This window comes from Acidovorax sp. LjRoot194, assembly GCF_964253015.1.
GTDB lineage: Bacteria > Pseudomonadota > Gammaproteobacteria > Burkholderiales > Burkholderiaceae_C > Acidovorax.
This window is the reverse complement of sequence record NZ_CAXUQB020000001.1, coordinates 3,000,080-3,024,547: the sequence shown is the minus strand read 5'-3', so window position 1 is coordinate 3,024,547 and position 24,468 is coordinate 3,000,080. Positions and strand designations below refer to the sequence as shown.

The following is a 24,468-nucleotide window of genomic DNA, read 5'->3' as shown; positions in this document are numbered from 1 at the left end:
ACTGATGTCGAAACCAGAAGGATTTGGCAACGAGCCAGATGAACTTTCGGACGATGGCGACTTAACGGACATGCTGGGGGAGCTTAGGGTTCTATTGCCGACCGCGCAGCTCCTGTCTGCTTTCCTGATAACTGTGCCATTTACCCCCGGCTTCAGTGCAATCGCCTACACGGAGAAATGGGTCTTCCTTGCGACGTTTGTGCTGGCTGTTGTCGGCTTGGTACTTCTGAGTGCACCGGCTGTGCAGCATCGCTTGATTCGGCCGTTGCTTGATCGACCTCGATTCAAGTCGCTTGCTTCCCGCCAGATTCTGGCGGGCGCGGTCGCGCTCGCGAGCGCTCTTGTTTCCGGCGCGCAGCTTGTACTGTCCACAATATTTGGCCATGTGGTCGGTAGCTTGGCAGCTGCGCTGGTAGCCGGGTTGATATTTCTCCTATGGTGGTGGCTGCCGCGTCGATGGAAGCAAGCCGGAAAGCTGTAGATCACCATACGATCTTGCAAATCGCAGTGCCACTAAATCCGCCGAGGTGATCTCCCTAGATTGATACAGCGGACTCAATTTCCTGCACGTGGCATCAATTGTCTGCGCTGCTGATTCAGCCGTTGGCCAAGGTGTAGCGGAAATGGTCGAGCACCGTCTCAAAAAGCTTTGCGTGCGGCATGGGCTCGCCGTCCTGCTGGAGCAGTTGCAGCTGCTCGAAACGCCTGCGGCTGCCGGGGTCCGCCGGGAATGGATGCGAAGCCCAGACCGCCATCTACGAGCGGAATCGCTCGGGCGGTGCCAGACTGCGCAGTGTGGAGTGAACGCTCATGCTGTACTCGATTGACGCTCCATCGTCCGGCGCGAAGAGAGTCACGGAATGCTGACAAAAATGCGATCCCGGAGCCGAACGAGCGCTGATCGACAGGCGCGGCATTGGAGCAAGGGACCCTAGATACTGAGGACTTATATTTCTCAACCAATCGGCCGACAGGCCGCTGAAATGTCCAGGCCCTGCTCATAGACCTGAGTCGACACACCCAGTAGCCCAAGTACAGAGTGAAAGAGGTTGTCATGCGACAGGGCGGCCGAGGATTTTTCTTTCAAGCAATCACTGTTGACCATGCGACTCTCCTTGAAGCCGTCCGACAACCACCAAACCATGGGTACCTTGGTCTGTTCGTCAGGTGCAATCGCCCTGGGCAAGCCGTGAAGAAACAGCCCTTTCTCGCCCAGCGACTCGCCGTGGTCGGACACGTAGAGCATCGCCGTATCGAAGCGGCTCTCCTGGCGCTTGAGAAAGGCTACAGCCTGCCCCAGAACATGGTCGGTGTAGAGCACTGCATTGTCATAGGCATTCACTATGCTCTGACGATCGCACTTGCGCAGCTCGCCCGTGTCACAGGTGGGTTCAAAGCGCCTGAAAGCTGCAGGGTAGCGCTTGAAGTAGGCGGGTCCATGGTTACCAAGCATGTGCAGGACTACTACCGTAGTAGTCTCAGAGGCCTCTGCGACGGACTCCAAACCATGCAGGAGTGCTTCGTCAAGGCACCTACCCTCAGAGCACAGGCCTGCCGCGGCCGGCGGATCCACAGGAATCACGCTGAGGCCATCACAGACGCCCTTGCAGCCTGACTGGTTGTCTTTCCAATGCACCGCAATGCCGGCACGAGCCAAGACGTGAAGCAGCGACTCGGACGAGCGAATTCGGGTCTCATCGTAGTCTCGCCGTCCAATCGCCGAGAACATGCACGGAAGTGATGTTTCTGTGTCTGTTCCGCAGGCTGTGACATTGCCAAAGTTCAGAGCGTTGAGCGCCTGAAGGTTCGGTGTGGTTTGCCGCTCATAGCCGTTAAGACCCCAATTGCTTGCTCTCACAGTCTCTCCCACGACGATGAAGAGCAATTTAGGCTTCTGGGTTCTCGATGGCGCTGCCACGCGCGCATCCAAGCCGACGGGCTGCCTGATCTTGGGCTTCTCGGCATCGGTCGATAAGACGCGAGCTGTCGAGTAGATCACGTTGGCCGGCGTGATGAGGTAGCGCAACTCCTTCTGGTTTCTCATCAACGCAGAGAAGTCCTGGAAGATGAGGAGAACAGCCGCCACGACTGCCACCGCGCAAAAGGCACTGAAGGCAATGCGCCGCAGGACGGCGCGCCATAGGGAAGTTCGTGTGAGGCGAACGCGCCATATCGCCCACAATGGGACTGCCGAGTACAGCGAGACGTGAGCGATCAAGCTCCATGAGATCAACTCGCTAGCTTCAGCAGTGTCTGTTCGCAGCACATTGCGCAGCATGCTTGGGTCATAGTAGACGCCGTAGCGTTGCATGTAGAAGGTTGCAAAAGCCGCAACCAGCACCGATGCTGTGAGCAGAGGGCGAACACTCCACCTGGCCACACCGATGCTGAAGATCAGCCCGTGCAGCGCAATCAATGAGACTACCAGTGCGCCGACAAAAAACCATGTTTCTGTCGCCTCCCAACTGCGGCCAGTCGTGCTTGCCCTCAGGAAAGAGCCGTTGTAGGCCAGCGCGACGTATACGCTGATCCACAAAACCAAACTCTCTGTTGCCATTGAAGGGCGTCGCAGGAGCAACTGCCCCCAAAAAGTGGGCCATCGCCCAGGCTCCGCGAAGCCGCGCTGTCTAAAGCTCATCTCGTGTCGAGGGCATTGATCAGTACGGTGGATCGACCCACAATGGGCCGCATGTACTGAAGTGAAGGTTGGCTATCGCAGTAGGTCTACCGTGACGCGATGGAGGTCACGCAGGGAGCACCTATTCCGTCGATGCACCTGGTGTGCGGCAGATCAGCCGCCATGCATCTCTTTCAGCTTGGCCTTCTCCTGCGGCGTCATGCTGAGAAACTCGTTGCGGACTTGCTCTCGGGTCTTTGCCGGTCCAGCGGCCTTGGTCGGCACCACACCTCCTCGAGACAGAATGGCCAGCGATCCGTCTTTGCGTGCAGCGTCAACCGTCCGCTGCACTTCGCCGCGCATCAGGTCATCGGAGGTGTGGCTCGGATTAGTTGTTGCGCCGATTTCGCCACCTGCGTCGTGATACAGGGACGAGGCCATCGCTGCACTTGGGGCCAGAAAGGCTGCGGCAGTCAGCGAGAGAATGAGTTTTGTCTGTTTGTTCATGGTGTTTGCCTTTTGATATGGTCCTCACAACGTGCGACGACCTTCAGCGAACTCTAGAAAGGCAGGGGGGACAAGTTGCAAACACTCAGATTACGAATTTGTAATCGGCGCTGCGACCGATCTCCGGGAGAATCAACGAATGAAAATTTTGGTCATTGAAGATGAAGTCAAGCTCGCGGAGTACCTTAAGAGAGGGCTCGGCGAAGCTGGGTACAACGTACATATCGTTCACAACGGTATTGATGGGCTGCACATGGCACTGGAGGGTGCGTACGACCTCCTGATACTCGATGGCATGCTGCCCGGCATTGACGGATTCACGCTTTTGACTGCGTTTCGCAAGACGAAACAGACTCCCGTCTTGATGCTCACCGCGCGGGTTAGCGTCGAGGATCGGGTACGTGGCTTGCAAACCGGTGCTGATGACTATCTGGTCAAACCTTTCGCCTTCTCAGAGCTTTCTGCCCGCGTACAGGTGCTGCTTCGCCGCGCGCACGGTGCCAGAGATGCCGGCGAACCGACCGTGTTGGGCATCTCGGACCTTGAACTCGACCTTATACGTCGCAAGGCCACACGTGCAGGCCAGAGGCTTGAACTCACGGCAAAGGAGTTCCTGCTGCTCGCATTGTTCTTGCGCCGCAAGGGCGAAGTCCTTTCTCGCACCGAGATAGCAGAGCAGGTCTGGGACATGAACTTCGACAGCGACACCAATGTAGTGGAGGTGGCGATTCGACGTCTGCGTGCAAAGATGGACCTGCCCTTTGACAAGACCTTGCTTCACACAGTGCGTGGCATGGGCTATGTGATGGAAGAGCGGCAGCAATGAACCCCGTACTGCGCGCGCACTCGTTGCGCGCTCGTCTGTCGCTGTGGCTCGCTATGCAGAGTTTTGTGGGCCTGGGCATCGTGTGCCTCGTCGTCTACCTGGTCACCGCCCACAATCTCAGCGCGCGGCAACTAGAAACCCTGGCTCAGAAAGAGGCCATCGTCAGGCACTTGTTGAGCAACATCGACGAGCATGCCAAGGAAAGCTCGCAGGAGCACCCGCTAAGCGATTTCCTCATAGGCCACGAGGATTTTCGCCTGATCGTGCGCACCCAGGATGGTGACCTGGTGTTCCCCAAAGCCGCCCCGGATCCTGATAGCGCGCAGAGGGTGTCGCGGGTGTTCGCAGTGCAGCCCACAGATGACAAGAGCCCGGCGTTCAACGTAAACCTATCAATGGACATCTCTTCCGATGCCCAGCACCTGAATCGACTTGCCATCACGTTGGCTATCGCTGCTGTCGTGGGCACGTTCGTCATTTCGCTCGGAGGCATGTCCATCGTGAGCTACGGTCTGGCCCCTGTGCGACGGCTTGCGCACCAACTGAGGTCCTTGTCCGCGGACAATTTGCGTCCGCGCTTGGATGGTGCTGGCCAGCCCGCAGAACTTGTTCCTCTCGTGGAGCAGTTCAACGGCCTGCTCGGCCGGTTGGATCTTGCATACACCCAACTCGAAGGATTCAACGCAGACGTTTCACATGAGCTTCGGACTCCTTTGGCAATCCTCGTCGCCAGCAATGAACTTGCGCTGCGTCACCCGGGCAATTTCGATATGGCGGATGTGCTGTCCTCCAACCTTGAGGAGCTACACCGCCTCACTGGCATCATCAACGATATGCTGTTCCTGTCGCAGGCAGATAGGGGCGCCACCGCTAGACGTTCTTTTGTTCCAAGTCTCGCTGCAGTTGTGGAAAGGGTCGTTGAATACCACGAGGCAGCCTTGGCGGATGCTGATCTGCGTCTGAAGGTCGCAGGCGACTGTACAGGCCATTTTGATGAACCGCTGCTCCGGCGTGCCGTCTCCAACCTGATCAGCAACGCCACGCAGTACGCCAAACCTGGCACCGAGGTTGAGGTGAGCATAGCCGCAGTGTCAGACACAGAGGTAAGTCTGGTCGTCGCGAACCAGGGCGAAACGGTGGCACCTGAGATCCTTGCGCGGATGTTTGATAGATTCTTTCGCGCCTCTGCTTCTCGCGAACATGGGCAGAAGAATCATGGCCTGGGTTTGGCCATCACCTCGGCGATTGCGCGCATGCACGGAGGTCGCACCACGGCAGCGAGTGTCAATGGAACGACCGAGATCGGCCTTGTAGTGACGAAGACTGTGGCATAGACCCAGACATTCAACCCTGAGTTGCCGGTCAAACCCCGATCACAAGGATTTGACGGGCAATCAACGCGTGTCCGGGTCAGGGTGCGGGAACGGCAGGGACCGGTGCACCAACACGACGTGCAGCCCAACTGGGGTGCTTTTGGGAGCGTTCCAGGTCTGCCAGCACTTCTTCGCGAGTCATCGCCTTGCCCTTCGCTGGAACTGGTGCACCGAAGCGGTGGTATTGCCACGTACCGTCTTTCTTGGATTGGTCCATCTCGGAGAGAACCTGCTCTCGCGACTTGCCAGGCTCGGCATGTTCTGGATGAGTGGTGTAGCCCAGTTCAGTAGGCGCAGGGTGAATGACACTGCTTGCCATCGCGGGCGCTGCAAGGGCTACGAAAGAAAGGGCGGTGAGTACGGTACGAACTGCCATGAGATTCTCCTTGGTTGAATCGGCGTGCTCTGCAGACCGCACCAACCGTCAGGCGCTCTACATTGCACGTGTGACAGTCTGCTGACCGTATGCCGACAAGTTGCGCACCGAGAGATTACAAGTTCGTCATGTAGCCGCGGCATCCAATTACAAAGGGCCACGTTGATGCGCCGTGCAATCAAGCCCTGAGTGCTGAGGAAGGAATCGACGTTTTTGCACTGCTTTCATCAGCAGCGAGCCATGCACGACCGAAGCCGGTGACCCGGTTAACCATTGCCAAGCCCGAGCCGGCTGCGTCCGGTAGTTCTGCGTCAATCATCCCCGCGTGCAAAAGTAGACGGAGCAAGTCGATGTCGCCAGGCTTCGTTACCTGCTTTGGCAACGTGCCAGCCTCGATCTCTCGAAGAAATTTCAATGGCATGTTGCTCGCCTTGCTCCGTGTAGTGTCATAGCGGATTGACCGAGATCCTGCCCTGGATACCGTTATCCAAGGAACAGCGGGCCCGGCCCAGGCCCGGCTCCAGCGCTAGCCATGCAGCAATTTAGATTTCGTCATCCTCTGCCCTGACCGCAGGAACCGCAAAATCTTGCGTTGGGCGCTAATACCGTGGAGCACTTGGCGCACTGCGTTGCAACCATGCTTGTGCCACATTGTTGGCAGAACCTTGCTCCTGGCTGGTTCGCGCCACCGCAACTCGGGCACGCGATGAGGTTCGCTGGTCGCTGGATGTTGGATCCATCGCCATAGCCACGATTGTGGTCGCTGTCTCGGTAATTTCCGCCATGGTGGCCGCGGCCACCGCCGTGATGTCCGCTGAAAAGCTTGTCAAATAAACCCATCACATCCTCCTGTGCATTTAGTGATGGGTCTATTTGAAAGCTTGTAGTGGCTTCAAGGTCAACGAATTTCGACTGCGAAGGGGCTACCTTACAGAAATGTAATCTGCGCGCAAACTCAGCGTTATCCAGTCCTCTCCGTTGGGCTGATTTCTGCCATTTTTTGTATGGGCGCGGCCGTTCGCAGTGAAGGTTCTCGGGCGGCGCCACTACAATTTTCGAATGCGTTCCAAACTGCTCGCTCTGCTCATCGCACTGTTGCCTTTGCAACTGTGCTGGGCGGCAGTGGCCCCTTACGTTCACGACGACGCTCGTGGCGCCGCGCATGTTGCTGGCTTACATGGCGTGGGGATCTTGCAACCGCAAGAGAGCCTTTTTGACGTAGGGCTCGCACACAAGACTGTTCTCGATCCTTCGCAGCAATCGGATGCCTCTGGGGCAGACCTGGACTGTGACGTCTGTCATTCGCACAACTCGGCTTATCTGCAGCCCAGCATCATGGCCACTATCGCAGCGGTCCATGAATCTTTTGGCGCCATTGCGTTTGCACTGAAGCCTCCACCCGCTCCCCTCCGCCCTGAACGTCCGCAGTGGTTCGCCCTGGCCTGACCAGGGCATCGGTTCCTCACCCGCACCGTTGCCAACTTGCGAGCCAGCCTGCCGTGCTGCAGCTGGCCTGTCTGTTCGTTTCAGGGAGTTCTCTTGTTCTTTGCCCAAATTTCGTGCGGCCTACTGATCGTCTGGGCGTGTAGGACCAAACGGGCGCGCGGTCTCGAATGTCGCATGCGGAGCTGGTTTCCATGAGCCGGTCTTGGCTGCCACTTCTGTGCGCCTGGCTGGTCTCGATGGTGGCCACCGGCAGTGCCGTGTTCATCGGAGAAATCATGGGCATGACGCCATGCGTGCTGTGCTGGTACCAGCGCATCGCCATGTTCCCCATCGCTCTGGTCCTTGGCATGTCGCTGTACTCGGAAGACCGCAGAGGAGCTGTCTACGCGTTGTCGATGGCACTCATTGGCTTGGTGATCGCTGGCTATCACAGCCTCCTGGTAGCTGGGCTGGTTCCTCAGACGTGGACTCCATGTTCCGCAGAAGCGTCTTGCGCCAACCAGAAACTCAACGTCTTCTGGGGCCTGGATCTGCCCTGGCTCTCGTTCGCCTCCTTCGCTGCGATAGCAGCATTCCTTTTCGTCTACTTGCGCAGAACCCGTCCATGATCTCTAGAAAAGCAATCGTCGCACTTGTGCTGATCGTCTCCATAAGCGCCTTCGCTGTCGGTGCATACGTCTACAAGCGAAACGCACAGGCGGAACAGCAAGCGGTCGCCATCAGCCAGTCCGAGCACCTCGTGCGTGTGCACTCGCCTGTTCTGGGTCCACGCGAAGCGCCTGTCACCATCGTGGAGTTCTTTGATCCCGCGTGCGAAGCTTGCCGCGCCTTCTATCCCATCGTCAAGAACCTGATGCGGCAGTATCCCGCCGATGTCCGTTTGGTGATCAGGTACGCCCCCTTTCACCGGGGTGCGGATGAAGTGATCAAGCTGCTCGAAGCGGCGCGCAAGCAAGATCGATTCATTCCAGTGCTCGAGTCCTTACTCGACACGCAGCCGAGCTGGGCAGACCACGGTTCCCCTCGCCTGGAACTGGCCTATAGAGCAGCAGCGCAAGCTGGGTTGGACATGCAACGGGCGCAAGTGGATATGGCAGCGCCGACGATGGATGCTGTCATCCAGCAGGACGTGCAGGACCTCACCGCGCTCCAAGTCAACAAGACGCCGACCTTCTTTGTCAATGGTCGCGCGCTTCCTAGTTTCGGTGCAAAGCAACTGCCGGACCTAGTCTCCGAGGAGATCGCGAAGGCCAAGAAGTAGCAGTCGCTATCCCAATTCCCATTCGGCCGGGTTGGCTCCAGCAGTCAACACACGTTAGTGCTTGACCTTGAAGTGACTTTAAGGTTTCCAATCGCATTACACCAAGGATCCAACACCATGAAAACAACCGAGAACGCCCACAAAGACCATGCCGCGGACGCCTGTTGCTCCGCGGAGGTGAAGGGATCGGCACCGTCATCAGCTTCAGCTGCAAGTTCCACATCCAAGGGGTCCGTGTTCCGAATCTCAACGATGGACTGCGCTGCCGAGGAGAGCGAGATCCGGCGGGCGCTTGAACCCATATCCGGTGTGCGGGGTCTAGGCTTCCAGCTAGGTGCTCGCACGCTGACGATAGACGCACCTGAAAGCGCGATTCCTGAAGCCTTAGCTGCCATCCGCAAGGCTGGCTTTAATCCCGAGCCTGTGGCACCCGCCCAAAGTGATGACCACGGCAGTACAGCAGACGGACTTTGGCGGATGGTCTTGGCGCTTGCGCTGGCTATTGCTGCCGAGACACTGTCCTTCTTCGCACCGGACACCACAGTGTTCAAAGGCATCGGCATGTTCGTTGCGGCCGCCGCAATATGGCTTGCGGGATTTTCCACCTACCGCAAGGGCTTCGCAGCGCTTGTGCACGGGCGCCTGAACATCAATGCGCTGATGACCGTGGCCGTGACGGGAGCTTTCCTTATTGGTCAGTGGCCAGAAGCCGCAATGGTGATGGCCTTGTACGCTATCGCCGAGCTAATTGAAGGACGGGCAGTCGATCGAGCCAGAAATGCGATCAAGAGTCTGCTCGATCTCACGCCAGATACCGCTGAAGTCCGCCAGCCCGACGGAAGCTGGACCATGAAGCCGGCGGCGGATGTGCCAATCGATGCGATCGTTCGCGTGAAGCCTGGTGCACGTATCCCGCTCGACGGGACTGTGGTCAGCGGGAGCAGCGCCGTCAACCAGGCACCCGTGACGGGAGAGAGCATCCCTGTGGACAAGGCGCAGGGAGACCCTGTCTTCGCGGGCACAGTCAATGAGACAGGCACCATTGAAATAGCTGTGACAGCGGCGGCAAGCAATACGACCTTGGCACGCATCATTCAGTCGGTCGAGCAAGCCCAGGGATCACGGGCTCCAACCCAACAATTCGTTGATCGGTTCGCCGCCATCTATACGCCAGCGGTTTTCATCATCGCTTTGCTTGTCGCGGTCTTGACCCCGATGTTCCTGGACTTCACATGGGTGCAGGCGCTGTACAAGGCGCTGGTCCTGTTGGTCATCGCATGCCCCTGTGCCTTGGTGATTGCTACCCCGGTCACAGTAGTCAGCGGGCTTGCATCGGCAGCCCGCCGCGGGATCCTTATTAAAGGCGGGGTGTATCTCGAAGATGCACACAAGCTCAAGGTCATCGCGCTGGACAAGACTGGGACAATCACGGAAGGCAAGCCGAAGCTCGTGGATAAGGCCGTACTTGCAACCAAGCATCCAGAGTCGGTGGTGCTGGGATGGGCGGCGGACCTCGCCGGGCATTCGGACCACCCCGTGTCCAAGGCCATCGCGCAGGGCCTCAGTGCCGGGCAAGGCGGCGTAAGTGGGTTCAAGGCGCTTGCCGGTCGCGGCGTAGAAGCCCAGCTTCAAGGGCAAGCGCTGTTGCTTGGGAATCACCGCCTGATCGAAGAGCGAGGACTGTGTTCGCCAGCGATCGAAGAGCTGCTCGCCAGACACGAAGCGCAGGGACGCACTGTCACTCTTCTGGCAGACGAACACGAGGTACTTGCCATCTTCGCAGTGGCTGACACGATCAAGGACAGCTCGCGCGAAGCCATCGGGCAATTGCATGCAATCGGTGTCGCGTCCGTCATGCTCACGGGCGACAACTTGTCGACGGCGCAGGCTATTGCCAAGCAGGCTGGTATCGACAAGGCGCAGGGAAATCTGCTGCCAGAAGACAAGCTTTCGGCCATCGAGAAGATGCAGGCGGAGCATGGCCCTACTGCGATGACCGGCGACGGGATCAACGATGCTCCCGCACTGGCGCGGGCCGATATCGGTATTGCCATGGGCGCGGCTGGAACCGACACAGCCATGGAGGCCGCGGACATCGTCATCATGAACGACGATTTGCGACGCATCCCTGAGGTCATCAGGCTCTCCAGGCGCACACGCAACATTCTTCTACAGAATATCGCCTTTGCCCTAGGCATCAAGGCCGTGTTTTTGGTTCTCGCTGTATTCGGAAACGCTTCTATGTGGATGGCCGTGTTCGCCGACATGGGGGCCAGCCTTCTGGTAGTGATCAACGGTCTGCGCCTGCTGCGCGGTGTGTCTGAAAAGACTTGAGCATGACGACGTTCGGGACAAGAATCCGGCCAACACTTGCAGCCCCAGCAACAGCCCGATTCAGGAGTCGTGACACGACTCCTGTATGGGCGTTTTGCAACTCCTTCGTGGTAGCAGAAGCCCACACCCAAATCGTAGTCAGCGTCCAGGCCGGATTGCCTGAACCTAGTGCCAACTCTACGGGGGTGTTCCAAATAGCGGTGGATGAACGCGGCGGGCCAATATCGTAAGACACGTTGGTACTCAGATGGCTTGCACCTGTGGTGGCGGCGCTTTCATCCATTGCGGACATTGGCTCAACCTGTCGGCTGCACCACGCGGTAGTGAAGTAACAGAGCGCGTGTCGTGGCTGGGGGGCGCTCACTTGCCGACTCTGTCGGCCTTGAGACTGCTGCCGGGTCCGAGTGCCGGTGGTTTTCTTCGAGCGGAAAACTGCAGGCACTGAGCGATCCTGGTGGGCGCCGTAGTGAGCAGGCCGTGCCGTTGAGGCGAACGTGCACGCGACAGCGGTGGCGGAGAGCCAAGTAGCGTCAGCAGAACCAAGGCGGCGGCGGGCAGATAAGGTGTGTTCAAAACATCATTTGCTTCATAGCTAGGTGACACATCCCGGACGATCATATGGCCGCTTGTGAAACAGATCCGGGTGCTCTTGGTACCACTCTTTCATGGCCAGCATTGGCGTTCTGCTCTTGAGCGCTGACTGTGGCAACTGGTGGTTGTACAAGGCCACATAGCGCTGCAAGGTCTGCTCCATATCTTCACGGCTGTTGAATCGGTGGGTCTTCAGGACGTCCGCTATGCGGCCATTGAACCGCTCCACCATGCCGTTGGTTCTCGGAGTCCTGGGCTTGGTTAGCCGGTGCTCTATGCCCAGCTCCTGGCACAGTTGGTCGAACTCATGGTTGCCGCTGGGTTCGCGCTCCCGGCTGGCAAACAGTCGGTCTGTGAACCCCTTGCCGTTGTCGGTCAACAGCTTGTTGATCCTGATCCGGCAGGCCTTGTGAAGTGCTTTGAGAAAGGCCCTGGCACTCGCCGCTGTCTTGTTGACCATGAATTGCACGAACACCCATCGCGTGGCCCGGTCGATTGCCACGAACAGATAGCGCCGGCTGCTCTCGTCCTGCATCTGGGGTGAGTACTTCACATCCATGTGCACATACCTGGCTCGTAGCTCTTGAAGGCCTTGTAGACCACCACAGGCTCCTGGGGCTTGAGGGCGTTGAGGTTGCCCGCTCCATGGCGGCGCAGACACCGGTCCAGACCTGAGCGTGAGTCATGGGCGCTAATGAACTCCCGCGTGACCGCCAACAGGTCATCCAGGAGCAACAGCAGAGTACGTCGCAAGTGAACCACCACGGTCTCTTGCGCAGGCGTGAGCACCGTCTGCAGGCGATGGGCCGTGTGCGCGCGATCTGCGAAGACATTGCGCTTCTTCCACTTGTAGACCGTCTGCTCAGTGATCCCAAAGCGCTGGGCCAGGACGCTGGCTGGTTCATTGCTGGCTGCGATCTCGGCGCGCACTGCGGGAGTGGTGCGGGCGTTCTTGTGCAGGGCTATCAACATGGCTTCACTCCCTGGATAGATTGCAAGGACTCTATTAACTCCTTCAAAACAGCTCGGGCCATGAAGAGTGGATAGCGCTTAGAGTCTATGCAATCATCCGGGATGCGACAGCTAGGGAACCAACACTATGTATCCCATAGATGTATTGTCTCAATCCCAGGCTGAGCCAGATATTCATAATTTGCCAGTATTAACCGCCGCCAGTTCGATGTGCTCCATGCTTGATATGGTCAATAGCCGTCTGGGAGCGAGACCAAGCCAAGCAGCGTCACAAGCGCCGCCTATCAATCGCACGGCCTGCGCAAGACCGAGGAGAGCGGAGACGACCAGCGCGCAAGAGAACGCCGCAAATACAGTCGGTGTCGAGATCCCCAAGTCCCTAGCCATTGGTGCCGCCAGGTTCGCCGGCAAGTAATATGTAGAGGACCACGCTAGGGTCTGCGCTGTCCCTCGGCTGGCTACCATGGTTGCAGACTTGAGGGTGCTCAACGCAGTTCCTTACGCGGTTCGTAGGGATCAAACACGGCAGTCCATGAGCGGCCAAGCAGCAACCAAAAGAACTGCATGTGGCTTCAGATGCTGCGCTGATTCACCCTCTTGGACAATGCCTCAGCGCTCTCGTGGCGCTCGCTGTACCGATTCACCAGGTAGTCGGCGCAATCGCGCGTGAGCAGCGTGAACTTGACCAGCTCTTCCATCACGTCCACCACGCGCTCGTAGTAGCTCGATGGTTTCATGCGGCCGTCGTCGTCGAACTCTAGGAAAGCCTTAGCTACCGATGACTGGTTGGGGATCGTGATCATGCGCATCCATCGGCCCAGCACCCGCATCTGATTGACGGCATTGAACGACTGCGAACCGCCCGAGACTTCCATCACCGCGAGCGTCTTGCCTTGCGTAGGCCGCACGGCGCCTACCGACAGCGGAATCCAGTCGATCTGCATCTTCAGGATGCCTGTCATCGAGCCGTGCCGCTCGGGCGATGTCCAGACCATGCCCTCGGACCACTCGGCCAGCTCTCGCAGCTCTTTGACTTTGGGGTGACTGTCCGGTTCGGAGTCCGGCAGCGGCAGGCCGCGCGGGTCGAAGATGCAGGTTTCAGCACCGAGGGCGCGCAGTAGCCGTGCAGCCTCCTCTGTCAGCAACCGGCTGTAAGAGCGCTCCCTCACGGAGCCATAGAGCAGCAGGATGCGAGGCGCATGGGTGGAGCGCTGTGCAGGCGCCAGCCGCTCCAGGTCGACCTGCTCCAGCAGGGCTGCGTCAACGTTGGGAAGGTCCGGATTCATACCAGCCCTTGGAAGAGTTCACGACTTTAACGACGAGCAGCATCACCGGCACTTCGATGAGCACGCCCACCACGGTGGCCAGCGCCGCGCCCGAATGAAACCCGAACAGGCTGATGGCGGTTGCCACGGCCAGCTCGAAGAAGTTCGACGCGCCGATGAGTGCCGACGGGCAAGCAATGGCATGCGTCTCTCCTGCCGCGCGGTTGAGCCAGTAGGCCAGCGCGGAGTTGAAAAACACCTGGATCAGGATGGGAACGGCCAGCAGTGCGATCACCAGTGGCTGGCGCAGGATGGCCTCGCCCTGGAACGTGAACAGCAGCACCAGCGTGAGCAGTAGCGCGCCGATAGACCAAGGCCCGATGCGATGCAGAGCGGTTTCAAATACTGCTTGCCCTTGCGCCAGAAGTGCTCGACGCAGCCACTGAGCCAGTACCACGGGAATGAGTATGTAGAGCACCACCGAGGTGAGCAACGTGTCCCACGGCACCGTGATCGCCGACAGCCCCAGCAGAAAAGCCACGAGCGGCGCAAACGCCACGATCATGATGCTGTCATTCAGCGCGACCTGCGACAACGTGAACAGCGGGTCGCCTCCGGTAAGGCGGCTCCACACGAAGACCATGGCGGTGCAGGGCGCGGCGGCCAGTAGAATCAAGCCAGCGATGTAGCTGTCGATCTGGTCCGCAGGTAGATACGGAGCGAACCACTGGCGGATGAACAGCCAGCCCAGGAAGGCCATGGAGAATGGCTTCACCAGCCAATTCACGAACAGCGTGACCCCGATGCCGCGCATGTGGTGGCGCACCTCGCCCAGTGCGGCGAAGTCCACCTTGAGCAGCATGGGGATGATCATCACCCAGATGAGCACGCCCACGGGCAGATTCACGCGAGCGACTTCCCACGCACCAATCGCACGAGCCGCGCCAGGAAACACCTGGCCCAGCCCGATGCCTACCATGATGCACAGCACCACCCAAACCGTGAGATAGCGCTCGAACACGCTCATGCTGGATTTCTGCATCGTGCCCTCAGTTCGAAACCAATTGGCGAGCGGTGCTTTGCAGGGTGGTCTTGGCAAGCTTCTCCTCTGGGAGGCTCACCAGCAGCTCCAGGCGACGCTTCATGGCGTGCAATGTCTGACGGAAGGCTTCGAGCTTCTGCGCGTCCGTGCCCTCGCCCTCGCTGGGATCGGCATAACCCCAGTGGGCTGTGGCGGGGTGACCGGGCCAGATGGGGCAGACCTCGCCGGCTGCGTTGTCGCAGACGGTGATGATCAAGTCCATGTGTGGCGCACCGGGCGCTGCGAACTCGTCCCAGTTCTTGCTTCGCAGTCCTTCCGTCGAAATGCCCGCGTTCTGCAGCACCTGCAGACCTAGCGGATTGGGCTGCTGATTCTCACGCGGGCTGCTGCCGGCTGAGTATGCCGTGAAGCGGCTTGTTCCCATGTCATTGAGCAGGGCTTCCGCCAGGATGCTGCGCGCCGAGTTGTGCGTGCATAGGAAAAGGACGTTCAGGGGTTTGGGGGTTTCGCTCATGGTGAACTCCGGGGTAGGGGGGTGACACGGGTGAGCCGGGGCGCGAGCGCGCCCCGGGGCGGTTTAGCAAGGCTCGCCTGGTGGCAAACCGTTCAGCAGTTGCAGGAAGTAGCCTCTTCGGTGAGACACGCCGCACCCTGGCAACAGTTCTCCGTCAGATAGGCCAGCAACTCGTTCATGGTCTGGTACGAGGCGCGGTAAACCAGGTTGCGCCCCTGACGCTCTTGGCTCACCAGCCCGGCATGTGCGAGCTCCTTGAGGTGAAACGATAGAGTGTTTGAGGCAACTCCCAGTTGTTCGGAGATCGCGCTAGGCGTTAGGCCTTCTTGGCCCGCGACAATGAGTGCCCGAAAGACACGAAGGCGCAGCTCTTGTGCAAGAGCAGCGAGCGAGCGTACGGCCTCTGATTCGTTCATACCTCAATAATACAACATTTGTTGAAATATAGAATTGAAGTCTTTTGGCCAAGCAAATTTGTTGCCGTGTTTGGCACACTTTGCTGGGGGTGTGATGCGAGATAGCACTTTGTAATTCGAGGTGTTTGCCAACCCACAGGCTCTGCAGTCTCGTCCCAATGAGTAGACGCAGGCCATCGGCAACCGCGATCAAGCGCGCGCGCAAGTAGCCATCCGCGAAGAATCCTTGGACGCGGTTGCGGCCTGTCCTTTATGACCGAGTTGGTGGCGTCCACGGGCTTTGCGCCTATGGCCCTTGCTGGTAGAACGCGCGCGTAAGTACAGCGGCCACTGGCTACGGTGGTGAATCGGCGGCATTCTCCTTCACGACGTTGACATTGCTGATGCAACTTTTCACCAGACAACCTCAAGGTAATATAGTCCCCTAGACTATGTCGATTGCTCCTAAAGATGTCCCATACCTCTCGTGAAAAATCCAAGTTGATCGCGCGTGTGCGCCGTATCAAGGGTCAGCTCGAAGGAATCGAACGCGCCCTCGATTCAGATGCACCCTGTCTCGAAGTGCTGCGTCAGATCGCATCTGTGCGGGGTGCAGTCAGCGGCTTGACCGCCGAGGTTATGGAAGACCACCTGCGTGAGCATGTGCTGGCGCCGTCGGACGACATGCAGCGCCACCGGGGCGGTGAGGAAATGATTGAGGTCATCCGGGCCTATATGAAATGAACCCGTTGCATCTCGATCACCCCCACATTGGAAGACAAATATGAACTCTGCAACACCCACCGCAAGCGCCGAGCCGGCACACGACCACTTTTTTCTGGGCTCGGACCACGAGCGCAACGAGCGCAAGGTGTGGCTGGTTATTGCCCTCACGGCCAGCATGATGCTGGTTGAGATCATTGCGGGCTCTCTCTACGGCTCAATGGCGCTGGTGGCCGACGGCTGGCACATGTCCACCCATGCAGGCGCTATGCTGATCACCGCACTGGCTTATCGCTTCGCACGCAAGCACGTGCGCAATCGGCGCTTTACGTTCGGCACGGGCAAACTTGGCGACCTGGCTGGCTTTGCGAGCGCAGTCATCCTGGCGTTGATTGCCCTGCTTATCGCTTACGAAAGCGTGGTCCGGCTGACCCAGCCGATCTCTATCGATTTCAACCAAGCGATCGTCGTGGCGGCCGTGGGTTTGGTCATCAACGTAGTCTGCGCCTGGTTGCTGAAAGACGATCACGCGCACCACGGTCACCACCACGGCCATCATCATCAACATGACTCTGATTGCGGCGACAACGGCAGCCATGATGACCACCATAAGCCCGGCAAGAGCCACGACAACAATCTGCGCGCTGCGTATATCCACGTCTTGGCGGATGCGCTGACATCGGTGCTGGCCATCGTCGCACTGCTGGTCGGCAGCAGTTACGGGTGGCTGTGGGCTGACCCTCTCATGGGCGTGGTAGGGGCGCTGGTGATAGCCCGCTGGTCCTGGGGTCTGATCCGCGACTCTGGCAGTATTTTGCTGGATGCCTCAGCCGAAGGAGAGGAAGTGCAGTTGGAGATCCGGGAGGCGATGGCGCCTACAGGAAGCAAGGTTACCGATCTGCACGTGTGGCAGGTCGGGCCGGGTCACTTCGCGGCCATTGTCTCGCTGACAGCACAGGAGCCGAAAGAGCCTTCGCACTACAAAGCGCTGATGGGGCAGATTCACGAGCTTTCGCATGTCACGGTAGAGATTCAGCGGCAGGCCTCATGAGTATCGGGGTCCTATTGAAGACCTGGGCCAAGCGGGTCAAGCGCGACGGCGTGACGCTTTGGTTTGCGGGCAAGCATCCCCGCACACCCTGGCATGCAAAGATTCTGGGAGTCTTTGTAGTTGCTTACGCACTGAGTCCCATCGACCTGATCCCGGACTTCATCCCCGTATTGGGTTACGTTGACGACATACTTTTGTTGCCGGCATTGATCTGGCTGACCGTGAAGCAACTGCCACCGGATGTCCTTGCGGAATGCCGCGTCCAGGCGGATGCTTGGATACTAGCTAAGAGTGCCAAACCCAGAAGTCACTTTGGGATGGTTCTCGTCGTGATGGTGTGGTTGATCGTAGCTACAGCGGCATGCTTGTGGCTCAAGCTGTATCTATAGGCTGGCCCCGGCGCGCCCCCCCAACGGTACCTCCCCGTCTCCACGCATGACGGATTGCGGGACCGGAAACGCGCTCGGTTCAGGTGCCGATCCGGGGACGACCGTTGCTAGCTGCGCTGCTTGATCGCCACCCAGTCGGTCCTTCTTCTCAGTAAAGCAGTCCCCGCTGGCTTTGCGGAACCTACTGACACCTTCCCGGGACGCCTCAAGCCAGCCTCACGAAGACTCGGAGTCCGGGTAGTCACGCTTTTTTCGGCCTTCGCATCAGCACATAAGCCGCAGGAATCACGAACAAGGACAGGAGCGGCGCGGTCACCATGCCGCCCAGCATGGGCGCCGCAATGCGGCTCATGACCTCCGAGCCTGTCCCGCTGCTCCACACGATGGGCACCAGGCCCGCCAGGATGACTGCCACGGTCATGGCCTTGGGGCGCACGCGCAGCACGGCACCTTCCCGAATTGCATCCAGCAGCTCTTCAAGAGTGGGCTGCCTGCCATCAGGGCACCGCTCCGCGAGCGCCTGCTTGAGGTAGATGAGCATGACCACACCGAACTCTGCCGCGACGCCCGCCAGGGCGATGAAGCCCACGCCGGTGGCGATAGAAAGGTTGTAGTTCATCAGGTAAAGGAACCAGATGCCTCCGGTGAGGGCAAATGGCAGCGTAGCCATGATCAGTCCCGCCTCACCCATCCGCGAGAAGGTCAAGTACAACAGCACAAAGATTATCAGCAAGGTGGCCGGCACCACCACTTTCAGGCGGGCGTTGGCCCGCTCCAGGTACTCGAACTGACCTGAGTACGTGATGCTAACCCCAGGCTCCAGCTTGATCTGGCGGCTCACCGCATCGCGCAGGTCATTGGCCACGGATGCCAGATCGCGCCCCCGCACATCGACATACACCCAGCCCGATGGGCGGGCGTTCTCGCTCTTGAGCATGGGTGGTCCATCGGTGATGGAGATGCTGGCCACCGTACCCAGCGTGATCTGCTGCCCCATGGGGGTGACGATGGGCAACTGGACCAGGCGTTCTGGCGAGTCTCGCCACTCACGTGGGTAGCGCAGGTTGATCGGGAAGCGAGCAAGTCCCTCGACGGTTTCCGAGACGTTTTCACCACCGACGGCCCCGGAGACCACAGCCTGGATATCGGACACGTTCAGCCCGTAGCGCCCTGCGGCCGTGCGGTCGATACGGACATCGACATAGCGTCCCCCCGTCAGGCGCTCGGCCAATGACGAGGCGACCCCCGGAATACCCTTGGCGACCTGCTCGACCTGGGCCGCGATCCCATCGATCACCTTCAGGTCGTTGCCGGTCACCTTGACCCCGATGGGACTCTTGATGCCGGTCGCCAGCATGTCGATCCGGTTGCGAATGGGCGGAATCCAGATGTTGGACAGGCCGGGAATCTTGACGGCCTTGTCCAACTCCTCAATCAGGCCCTCTGCGGTCATTCCTGGACGCCATTGGTCTCTGGGTTTGAGCTTCACCGTGGTCTCGAACATTTCCAGCGGTGCCGGATCAGTGGCGGTCTCCGCGCGGCCCGCCTTGCCAAAAACGCGCTCGACCTCGGGCACGGTCTTGATCATCCGGTTGCTCAGTTGCAGCAGTTCGGTGGCCCGCTGTGCTGACAAGCCCGGGAGCGCCGAAGGCATGTACAGCAGATCGCCTTCATCCAGCCTGGGCAGGAACTCGCCCCCCAGCCGCGACAGTGGCCAGATCGTGGTCGTCAGCGCCAGCACGGCAACGACCAGTGTGGATTTGGGGCGGTGCAGAACCCATTCCAGGCAAGGCCGGTACACGGCAATCAGGGCGCGCGTGATCGGGTTCTTCTGCTCATCGGGGATGCGGCCCCGGATCCAGTAGCCCATCAGGACCGGAATCAGCGTGACCGAGAGAGCCGCAGCTGCGGCCATCGCGTAGGTCTTGGTGAACGCCAGCGGTCCGAACAAGCGGCCTTCCTGTGCTTCCAGCGTGAAGACGGGTACGAAGGACAAGGTGATGATGAGCAGCGAGAAGAACAGCGCGGGGCCCACCTCCTCGGCGGCTTCAGTGATCACCTTCCAGCGCTCTTCCCCGACCAATTGGCGGTCGGGATGCTTGTGCTGCCAGGCCTCCAGCTTCTTGTGGGCGTTCTCGATCATCACCACCGCCGCATCGACCATGGCGCCCACGGCAATCGCAATCCCGCCCAGGGACATGATGTTGGCGTTGATGCCCTGGTAGCGCATCACCAGAAACGCCGCCATGATCCCCAGCGGCAGAGAAATGATGGCGACCAGTGCCGAGCGCAAGTGCCAGAGGAACAAGACACAGACCACAGCCACCACGATGAACTCCTCGATGAGTTTGGTGGTGAGGTTCTGGATCGCCCGCTCAATGAGTTCGCTGCGGTCGTAGGTGGTCACGATCTCCACGCCCTGGGGCAGGCTGCTTTGAAGCTCGCTGAGCTTTGCCTTGATGGCTTTGATGGTTTCCTGGGCATTCTTGCCCGAGCGCAGGACCACCACGCCACCGGCCACCTCGCCCTCGCCGTCGAGTTCGGCGATGCCGCGCCGCATCTCCGGCCCGATCTGGAACGTTGCGACATCACCCAAGCGCACGGGAATCCCGGCGCGCGACACCAGCGGGATGCCCCGGAAGTCGTCCAGCGTCTTGAGGTAGCCGCTGGAGCGCACCATGTATTCGGCTCCGGACAACTCCAGCACCGACCCACCCGTTTCCTGGTTGGCGCCCAGGATAGCTTCGCGGACCTGCGCCTGGGTCAGCCCCTGGGCTGCGAGCTTGATGGGGTCGAGCACAACCTGGTATTGCTTGACCATACCGCCCACTGACGCCACTTCCGCGACATTGGGCAGGCTCTTGAGTTCGAATTTCAGGAACCAGTCCTGCAAGGCCCGCAGCTGAGCGAGATCGTTCTTGCCGGTGCGGTCCACCAGAGCGTATTGGTAGATCCAGCCGACCCCGGTGGCGTCGGGGCCGAGCGACGATTTGGCAGTGGCGGGCAGTCGTCCCTGCACCTGGTTCATGTACTCCAGCACCCGTGAACGCGCCCAGTACAGGTCCGTGCCATCTTCGAACAAGATGTATACGAAAGAGTCGCCAAAGAACGAGAAACCTCGCACCGTCTTGGCGCCCGGGACGGACAGCATAGTGGTGGACAAGGGGTATGTGACCTGGTTCTCCACAATCTGCGGAGCCTGACCGGGATAGGAGGTGCGGATGATGACTTGGACATCCGAGAGGTCCGGTAGCGCATCCACGGGGGTGCTGCGCACGCCCCATACGCCCCAAGCGGTCAGCATTAAGGTCGCCAGCAGAACCAGCAATCGATTTGCCACTGACCAGCGGATCAGGCGCGCGATCATGGCTTGATCCTTTCCACGGCAGTAATCACAAACTCCTTGCCTTGCTGTTGGAAGGTGAACTTCACCTGCTGCTCGGGTTTCAGGGCCTTGGCCAGGTCCGGGTTTGCCAGCTTGAATGGCATGGTCATGCCGGGCCACTTCAGTTCAGGTACGGCCTCATGGGTGAGGGTCAGCTCGGTCGGCGTGACCTCATCGACCACACCTCGCACCGTAAAGCTCTTGGATGCTGGCGCAGCTGACGTCGAAGAACCCTGTTCGGTGGCCGACTGGGCGCTGCTGCCTTGAGGCTGTGCGGGCATGATGCCCCGCAGGCTGGCTTCGGAGTCGATCAGGAACTGTGCCGAGGCGACCACCTGCTGCCCTGCGGCCAGCCCGCCTTGAACGACGAGGCGGTCATCGATTTCCGCGCCAAGTTGCACCTGGACGGGGTGGTATTTCCCGGGGCCATCCACCACGTAGACCAGCGCCCGCTTGCCGGTGCGGATTACCGCTTCGCTGGGGACGAGCAGCGCTGGTTGTGTGCGTCCAGCCAGAACGATGTGCCCGGACATGCCCGCCTTCAGGCGTTGAGCGGGGTTGGGAAGCTCCAGACGCACGCGCACCGTGCGGGTGTCCCGGTTGGCCTCTGGGAGGATGCTCACGACACGGGCTCTGAGGGTTTCGCCCGGAAACGCGGCCAGGCGGACCTGGGCGTCCTGCCCCAATTGCAAGGGGCCGCTTTGCGCTTCCGGAACGGCGGCCTCGATCCAGACGCTGGCCAGACCGTTCACTCGCACCAGGCTGGCACCCGCAGTGACCGTCATGCCCTGGCGCACCATCAGTTCGGCCACCATCCCGGCCTGTGGGGAGGTTACCGTGTAGCGACCCTGAGGTTCGCCCGTGCGCTCCACCTGGGCCACTAGCGAGGCAGGCATGCCCAGCAGCGACAGCCGCTGGCGCGAAGCTGCCGTCAGCGACTCGTCCTTGAGCGCCCGGACCGCTAGGAACTCGCGCTGCGCAGCCACCCACTCAGGCAGCAATAGATCGGCCAATGGCGCCCCTGCGGCCACGACATCGCCCGGGGCCCGGGCGTAGACACGCTCCACAAATCCGGCAGAACGCGCCTGGACGATGCTCACATCCCGGTCATTGAGCTGGACCGTGCCCAGCACATCCACATCGGCCCCAATGTCCCGTTGCTCCACCGTGGCGGTACGCATGCCGAGGGCTTGCACCGCCTGCGCCGAGACATTCAAACCGGTGCCTTGTTGTGCGTCCTCATCGGCGTACTTGGGGACCAGCGCCATGTCCATGTAGGGCGACTTGCCCGGCTTGTCGAACTTCTGCGTCGGTACCATGGGGTCGTACCAGTACAGCACCTTGCGGTCGGCCTTCGCAGTTTCGGCCGAGGCAGGAGCAGTGCCAGAGGCGTGGCTGCTCGCGGTGCGCCATTGGGAGACGCCCCAGCCGAGGGCGATGCCGGCAGCCACCAGTGCTACGGCCACGGCGGTCTTCTTGAAATCGGTATTGGTCACGTTGTTCTCCCCTCAGTCGGCGATCAAGCTGTTCAGACGGGCAATCACGGTATCCCGCTGTGTCTGCAGCTCAATGAGCCGCCAGTGCGTCTCCCGCACTTGCGCCCGAGCCGCCAGCACAGCGCTTAAGTCGCCCTTGGCGGACTGGTAGTTGGCCAGCGCGAGTTCGGCGCGGCCCTGTGCCAAGCCCATTCCAGCCGATTGCAGCCGCTCGATCTGGCTGTTCAGTGCCGCTAGCTCTGAGGCGCTGTCCTCCAGCTCCTGCAGGTGCCTGCGGGTCACGTCTTCCAGCTCGGCTTCAAGCCGCTGCAGCTCCAGCTGCTTGGCCTTGATCTGGGGTGCCTGGCGCCGCTCCTGTTGCCAAGGAAGGTCCAAGGTCACCTGGAAGGACACCATGTCGCCCCACTGGCGCGCACGGCGGCTGTAGGCAATTTCCCAGGACCAGTCCCCACGGGTCTCGGCCTGGGCCTCGCGCGATTCGGCCAAAGCCATGGCCTGCATGGCGGGGTACTGTGCGAGTTCTGCGTGGCGGTGTACCTCTGACCGCAACTGGTCCAAGGGGCGGCTCAGCGGCCCGGGGGTTCCCTGCAGCGCCTCGTCGGCACGGGCGCCAACCCAGCGCCGCAACATCGCCCTGGCCTTAAATCGGTCACGCAGCAGATCGTCCCTGCGGTCCGACAGCGCAAGCGCCTCCTGCCTGGCCATCAGGAGATCGCCCGCCTGGGCCGTTCCCCCAGCGATGCGGGCAGGCAGGCTGTCTTGCAAGCGCTGGTTCTCGCTCAGTAGATCGGTCAGTACCTGGTCGCGCTGCTCGATGGCGCGGGCCAGGATCCAGGCTTGGCTCAGCTCCTGGCGGATCTGCAGGCGCTGAACCGCCAGAGTGGCGCGCTCTCGTTCCACCTTGGCCTGGGCGCCGGCGATCTTTGCGTCGCGTTTGGCACGGTTGGGGACCTCCTGCATCAGCGCCAGGCGCTGCATGGTCATGGACTCACGCGTGAGGCTGAAGCGGTCCATGCCACTGATAGGAAAGTTCTCAATACCGACTGACAGCTTGGGATCCGGCAGCGTCCCTGCGGCCTTCTGGGTACTGCTGGCTGCGTCAATCTGCAGCCGCTGGGCCGTGATTCGAGGGCTGTGCTGCTCGGCCAGGTCCAGGGCCTCTACAAAGCCCAGGGCATGGGCCGGGTTGCCTGCAAGGCCGAGGCCGGCCAGCAAGACCCCGAGAGCGCTCAGGCGCAGATGGTTGAGGTCGCGCACGCGGATGCGCGGCGAGATGGGACGAATGCACTGGTGCGCAGACGGGCGCTCGCCGGGAGCGCCGAAGGATGTGATGGGCATGATGGTCCTCGAAATGAAGGGGCACGAAGTCAGACCTGCGCGCGCGCTGCAAGGCAGCGCACACGCCGTGCACGATCAATTCCGAAAGACCTGATGGGTCAGATAGATGGGGGGAGAGCCCGCTCGACTGTCCAGCTCCGCGTAGACAGCCCGAGGGTCGATATGGCGCTCCGAGTCCAGGATCACAGGCAATACATAAGCGACCCAGATGGCGTGCGCCGCGAGCGCCTGCAGATCAAGACCTTGAAGCGAGGGGGAGGACAAGCTGTCGCCATCACAATGGGCTCGGCACAGCTGAGGATCCTGCTCATCCATGGTGCCCGCCATCGCGTGGCAATCGGGCATGGAGGGCATGCCGACGGCATCTTCCATAGCCATGCCCGCTTTTTGCATCGACGCCGCATGGGCCGCGGAGTCCAGCTTGGGACAGGCATAGGCGGCCAACGCGAACTGCATCAGAAGCAACGCCGTGACCAGGAAACTGGTTACCCAGCGTCCTTGGCGCGATACGGTGCTTCTGGCGAAGATCATGGTGCGAATGGTACCCCCAGCGGTGGCCACAGACTT

24 protein-coding genes and 2 pseudogenes are annotated in these 24,468 nt (G+C 60.2%); 10 read left to right on the top strand and 16 right to left on the bottom strand.

Annotated features, from left to right (window positions below):
• Window positions 1–4: 4 nt before the first annotated feature.
• Entirely contained in the window at window positions 5–481 is a 477-nt protein-coding gene (locus ACSQ3N_RS13645) for a DUF6328 family protein (RefSeq protein WP_311233245.1), read from the top strand.
• 115 nt (window positions 482–596) lie between these two features.
• Here the strand turns inward: ACSQ3N_RS13645 and ACSQ3N_RS13640 are convergent, their stop codons facing one another.
• From ACSQ3N_RS13640 to ACSQ3N_RS13630, 3 genes are all read right to left on the bottom strand, one after another.
• Window positions 597–755: a hypothetical protein gene (locus tag ACSQ3N_RS13640; RefSeq protein WP_436146562.1), complete on the bottom strand. Its 159-nt coding sequence runs from the start codon at window positions 753–755 to the stop codon at window positions 597–599.
• A 200-nt stretch (window positions 756–955) separates the two neighbouring features.
• Window positions 956–2,557 (bottom strand): phosphoethanolamine transferase, encoded by a 1,602-nt coding sequence (locus tag ACSQ3N_RS13635; protein WP_436146561.1) that lies wholly within the window; start codon window positions 2,555–2,557, stop codon window positions 956–958.
• Window positions 2,558–2,791: 234 nt separating this feature from the next.
• Window positions 2,792–3,124, bottom strand: a complete 333-nt coding sequence (locus ACSQ3N_RS13630) for a DUF4148 domain-containing protein (RefSeq protein ID WP_436146560.1) — start codon at window positions 3,122–3,124, stop codon at window positions 2,792–2,794.
• A gap of 139 nt (window positions 3,125–3,263) precedes the next feature.
• Between ACSQ3N_RS13630 and ACSQ3N_RS13625 the strand changes: the two genes are divergently transcribed.
• The gene (locus ACSQ3N_RS13625; protein ID WP_436146559.1) at window positions 3,264–3,950 is read left to right on the top strand and encodes a heavy metal response regulator transcription factor; all 687 of its coding nucleotides are present in this window, start codon (window positions 3,264–3,266) and stop codon (window positions 3,948–3,950) included.
• The gene (locus ACSQ3N_RS13620) at window positions 3,947–5,284 is read left to right on the top strand and encodes a heavy metal sensor histidine kinase (protein ID WP_436146558.1); all 1,338 of its coding nucleotides are present in this window, start codon (window positions 3,947–3,949) and stop codon (window positions 5,282–5,284) included. The genes ACSQ3N_RS13625 and ACSQ3N_RS13620 overlap by 4 nt, the downstream gene beginning before the upstream one ends.
• 76 nt (window positions 5,285–5,360) lie before the next feature.
• On the opposite strand, the gene ACSQ3N_RS13615 is transcribed toward ACSQ3N_RS13620, so the two are convergent.
• The 3 genes from ACSQ3N_RS13615 to ACSQ3N_RS13605 all read right to left on the bottom strand — a co-directional run bounded on the left by ACSQ3N_RS13615 (window position 5,361) and on the right by ACSQ3N_RS13605 (window position 6,539).
• Window positions 5,361–5,699 carry a DUF4148 domain-containing protein gene (locus tag ACSQ3N_RS13615; protein WP_436146557.1) on the bottom strand — a complete coding sequence of 113 codons (339 nt, stop codon included), beginning with the start codon at window positions 5,697–5,699 and terminating at the stop codon, window positions 5,361–5,363.
• 178 nt (window positions 5,700–5,877) lie between these two features.
• The gene (locus ACSQ3N_RS13610) at window positions 5,878–6,120 is read right to left on the bottom strand and encodes a hypothetical protein (protein WP_436146556.1); all 243 of its coding nucleotides are present in this window, start codon (window positions 6,118–6,120) and stop codon (window positions 5,878–5,880) included.
• Between the two features lie 131 nt (window positions 6,121–6,251).
• Window positions 6,252–6,539 (bottom strand): zinc ribbon domain-containing protein, encoded by a 288-nt coding sequence (locus ACSQ3N_RS13605; RefSeq protein WP_436146555.1) that lies wholly within the window; start codon window positions 6,537–6,539, stop codon window positions 6,252–6,254.
• Window positions 6,540–6,758: 219 nt separating this feature from the next.
• Here ACSQ3N_RS13605 and ACSQ3N_RS13600 point away from each other — a divergent pair, with 219 nt between their 5' ends.
• The 4 genes from ACSQ3N_RS13600 to ACSQ3N_RS13585 all read left to right on the top strand — a co-directional run bounded on the left by ACSQ3N_RS13600 (window position 6,759) and on the right by ACSQ3N_RS13585 (window position 10,740).
• Window positions 6,759–7,145 carry a hypothetical protein gene (locus ACSQ3N_RS13600; protein ID WP_436146554.1) on the top strand — a complete coding sequence of 129 codons (387 nt, stop codon included), beginning with the start codon at window positions 6,759–6,761 and terminating at the stop codon, window positions 7,143–7,145.
• A gap of 191 nt (window positions 7,146–7,336) precedes the next feature.
• Window positions 7,337–7,753, top strand: a complete 417-nt coding sequence (locus ACSQ3N_RS13595; protein ID WP_436146553.1) for a disulfide bond formation protein B — start codon at window positions 7,337–7,339, stop codon at window positions 7,751–7,753.
• Entirely contained in the window at window positions 7,750–8,406 is a 657-nt protein-coding gene (locus ACSQ3N_RS13590; protein WP_436146552.1) for a DsbA family protein, read from the top strand. The genes ACSQ3N_RS13595 and ACSQ3N_RS13590 overlap by 4 nt, the downstream gene beginning before the upstream one ends.
• A 117-nt stretch (window positions 8,407–8,523) precedes the next feature.
• Window positions 8,524–10,740: a heavy metal translocating P-type ATPase gene (locus ACSQ3N_RS13585; RefSeq protein WP_436146551.1), complete on the top strand. Its 2,217-nt coding sequence runs from the start codon at window positions 8,524–8,526 to the stop codon at window positions 10,738–10,740.
• Between the two features lie 592 nt (window positions 10,741–11,332).
• Here ACSQ3N_RS13585 and ACSQ3N_RS13580 read toward each other — a convergent pair.
• The 6 genes and pseudogenes from ACSQ3N_RS13580 to ACSQ3N_RS13555 all read right to left on the bottom strand — a co-directional run bounded on the left by ACSQ3N_RS13580 (window position 11,333) and on the right by ACSQ3N_RS13555 (window position 15,540).
• A pseudogene (locus tag ACSQ3N_RS13580) lies at window positions 11,333–12,303 on the bottom strand (IS481 family transposase).
• A 280-nt stretch (window positions 12,304–12,583) separates the two neighbouring features.
• Window positions 12,584–12,768, bottom strand: a pseudogene (locus tag ACSQ3N_RS13575) (MFS transporter); the annotation flags it as partial.
• A 107-nt stretch (window positions 12,769–12,875) separates the two neighbouring features.
• On the bottom strand, window positions 12,876–13,589 hold the full coding sequence (arsH, locus tag ACSQ3N_RS13570) for an arsenical resistance protein ArsH (protein WP_436146550.1): 714 nt from the start codon (window positions 13,587–13,589) through the stop codon (window positions 12,876–12,878).
• Complete coding sequence (arsB, locus tag ACSQ3N_RS13565; protein ID WP_436146549.1) at window positions 13,564–14,610, bottom strand: ACR3 family arsenite efflux transporter; 1,047 nt, start codon at window positions 14,608–14,610, stop codon at window positions 13,564–13,566. The genes arsH and arsB overlap by 26 nt, the downstream gene beginning before the upstream one ends.
• Before the next feature lie 7 nt (window positions 14,611–14,617).
• Entirely contained in the window at window positions 14,618–15,124 is a 507-nt protein-coding gene (locus tag ACSQ3N_RS13560; RefSeq protein ID WP_436146548.1) for an arsenate reductase ArsC, read from the bottom strand.
• 92 nt (window positions 15,125–15,216) lie between these two features.
• On the bottom strand, window positions 15,217–15,540 hold the full coding sequence (locus ACSQ3N_RS13555; protein ID WP_436146547.1) for an ArsR/SmtB family transcription factor: 324 nt from the start codon (window positions 15,538–15,540) through the stop codon (window positions 15,217–15,219).
• A gap of 450 nt (window positions 15,541–15,990) precedes the next feature.
• On the opposite strand from ACSQ3N_RS13555, the gene ACSQ3N_RS13550 reads away from it, so the two are divergent.
• The 3 genes from ACSQ3N_RS13550 to ACSQ3N_RS13540 are packed head-to-tail and all read left to right on the top strand — an operon-like array spanning window position 15,991 to window position 17,682.
• A complete protein-coding gene (locus ACSQ3N_RS13550) occupies window positions 15,991–16,263 on the top strand; it encodes a metal/formaldehyde-sensitive transcriptional repressor (RefSeq protein ID WP_436146546.1) in 273 nt (90 codons plus the stop codon).
• A gap of 40 nt (window positions 16,264–16,303) precedes the next feature.
• Window positions 16,304–17,293, top strand: a complete 990-nt coding sequence (gene dmeF, locus ACSQ3N_RS13545; protein ID WP_436146545.1) for a CDF family Co(II)/Ni(II) efflux transporter DmeF — start codon at window positions 16,304–16,306, stop codon at window positions 17,291–17,293.
• Complete coding sequence (locus ACSQ3N_RS13540; RefSeq protein WP_436146544.1) at window positions 17,290–17,682, top strand: YkvA family protein; 393 nt, start codon at window positions 17,290–17,292, stop codon at window positions 17,680–17,682. Before dmeF ends, ACSQ3N_RS13540 begins: the two co-directional genes overlap by 4 nt.
• 241 nt (window positions 17,683–17,923) lie before the next feature.
• Here ACSQ3N_RS13540 and ACSQ3N_RS13535 read toward each other — a convergent pair whose 3' ends face one another.
• From ACSQ3N_RS13535 to ACSQ3N_RS13520, 4 genes are all read right to left on the bottom strand, one after another.
• Entirely contained in the window at window positions 17,924–21,049 is a 3,126-nt protein-coding gene (locus tag ACSQ3N_RS13535) for an efflux RND transporter permease subunit (protein ID WP_436146543.1), read from the bottom strand.
• Entirely contained in the window at window positions 21,046–22,563 is a 1,518-nt protein-coding gene (locus ACSQ3N_RS13530; protein ID WP_436146542.1) for an efflux RND transporter periplasmic adaptor subunit, read from the bottom strand. Before ACSQ3N_RS13530 ends, ACSQ3N_RS13535 begins: the two co-directional genes overlap by 4 nt.
• A 12-nt stretch (window positions 22,564–22,575) precedes the next feature.
• The gene (locus ACSQ3N_RS13525; RefSeq protein ID WP_436146541.1) at window positions 22,576–23,901 is read right to left on the bottom strand and encodes a TolC family protein; all 1,326 of its coding nucleotides are present in this window, start codon (window positions 23,899–23,901) and stop codon (window positions 22,576–22,578) included.
• 75 nt (window positions 23,902–23,976) lie between these two features.
• Window positions 23,977–24,432 carry a hypothetical protein gene (locus ACSQ3N_RS13520; RefSeq protein WP_436146540.1) on the bottom strand — a complete coding sequence of 152 codons (456 nt, stop codon included), beginning with the start codon at window positions 24,430–24,432 and terminating at the stop codon, window positions 23,977–23,979.
• Window positions 24,433–24,468 lie beyond the last annotated feature (36 nt).